The following is a 2,000-nucleotide window of genomic DNA, read 5'->3' on the forward strand; positions in this document are numbered from 1 at the left end:
AGTACTTAATCAAATTGTTGGCCCCCCTCTTTTTAAATGGTCATTAAACATGGTAGGCGAGAGCAGAGAGCGACATGAGACTCCGGAATTTGACGGTATACGCGATGCCATCATTTTTGGATTGGAGAGCCAGTCCGTCGCTCTGGCCAAGCAACTGGGTGATCATGGATGGCAGGTAAAAATTGCTACAAGACAGAAAAATTTAAATCCGGATGAATATCCAAACTGTGATATACACAATATAGAATCACTTTCCTTGGAGGCATTAAAAAACCTGGAGGCGTCAAAGTCAGAGGCTATTGTTTTGATGCTCACAGATGAGGAAAATTTGGAACTGTGTGAATTAATCTATCAGCATGTGGGTACCAAGGATGTAGTAGTTCGTCTTAACCACCACTATAATTTTAATAACTTTCATAAACTTGGTGCATTGGTGGTTGATCCGTCTACTGCCATTGTTAGCTTGATGGACCACTTTGTGCGCTCACCTCAGGCTACTTCATTACTGCTTGGCATGCAAAAAGGCCAGGATACCATAGACCTTGAAGTACTTAATCCTAACCTGCATGGGCTTTCGCTTCGAGACATTCGTTTCCCTGCCGATATCATTATTCTTTCCATCCGTAGAAAAGGGCAGATGATTATTTCACACGGTTACACCCGTTTGCGAAGAGGCGATTGGGTGACCATGGTTGGCTCTGAAGAAAGCCTGGAGAAGATGACGCTCCTTTTTGATAAAAACCCTAGTTAATGTTGGATAAGGGACGGCTTTTTCTAAACAATCAGACTTATGAATCTACCAGCGAGTCAGATCGTCAAAGGGTGATTCTAACAGGTCTGGGAGCTGTAATCGTCATAGTTGTTTGTCTATTTTTCGTAGTCATCGAGCTTTTCATAGGTGAGCTTGCTTTTATTCCATTTTACGGAATTATGCTACTATGTTCATTATTGAGCTTAATGCTATTGCGCATAGGCAGCCTCGATGTGGCCAAAATTGTTTTTATAGTTCCGGTCTTATTGGTTATAGCGGTTCTGGCATCTATTGAGAAGCAGGCTACCGGTGTTTATCTCTATTTTTTGGCAGCTTGTGTCTATGTAATAACGATTTTCGGTTACGAGAAAATTATTTACTCCGTATTGTTTTTCTTGTCAACTGTGGTGCTCGCCTTCGTGTCCTATTTTTATGATATTGATATTATCGAATCAGAAGAGCTTACTCAAGCCTATATCGATACGAGCTATATTACCAACTTCATCGTTTCGCTTTTCTCGTCCTTACTTTCGATTTACTTTTTGATGCGACTGAATATTAAGTCGAACGAACACTTAATAAAAACTTCAAAGGAACTCCGAGAAAGCGAGAATAAGTTCCAACTGGCTATTCAAGGTTCCAGTGCAGGCATTTGGGAATGGAACGGTGCAGATGATTTGATTCACATTTCACCTAAGTTAGCTGAGCTATTAGGTTACAAGAAGGGAGATCTGAAGCAACTTACTATGCACGGCATGCTTTCGTTTATACACCCTGACGACCTTGAAGGTGCAAAGGAAAAGTTACTTGAGCATTTTAAGATGAGAATTCCTTTTTCAGTAGAGTGCAGGGCGAGAACGAAAACAGGTGACTATATCTGGGTGCTGGATACGGGACAGGCAGAGTGGGATAGTGAAGGTCGCGCTATCAAGATGGTGGGTACTCTCTTAGATATAGACGAAAGAAAAAGAGCTGAAACACAGATTCAAAAACAGAATGAATTGTTGGCAAAAGCCAATGAGGAACTGGATAGGTTTGTTTATAGTACTTCTCATGACCTGAAAGCTCCTTTGAGCTCTGTACAAGGTTTAATTGCCATTGCTGAATTAACGGACAATAAAGAAGAACTAAAGGAGTGCTTAAACCTAATGAAGGGGCGTATCTCTAATCTGAATGCTTTCATTGCAGATATTACCAATTACTCCAGGAACAGTAGGTTAGGACTATCTATTGAAGAGGTGGATTTAAA

2 protein-coding genes are annotated in these 2,000 nt (G+C 40.9%); both read left to right on the forward strand.

Features of this window, described 5'->3' with window-relative positions; genetic code table 11:
- On the forward strand, positions 1–751 hold a 751-nt coding region (locus AAGA18_16205; protein MEM9446884.1), incomplete at its 5' end, for a TrkA C-terminal domain-containing protein.
- Positions 751–2,000 (forward strand): PAS domain-containing protein (locus tag AAGA18_16210; protein ID MEM9446885.1); only part of this gene is annotated, 1,250 nt, incomplete at its 3' end. The genes AAGA18_16205 and AAGA18_16210, both read left to right, overlap by 1 nt.

Source organism: Verrucomicrobiota bacterium, assembly GCA_039192515.1.
GTDB lineage: Bacteria > Verrucomicrobiota > Verrucomicrobiia > Methylacidiphilales > JBCCWR01 > JBCCWR01.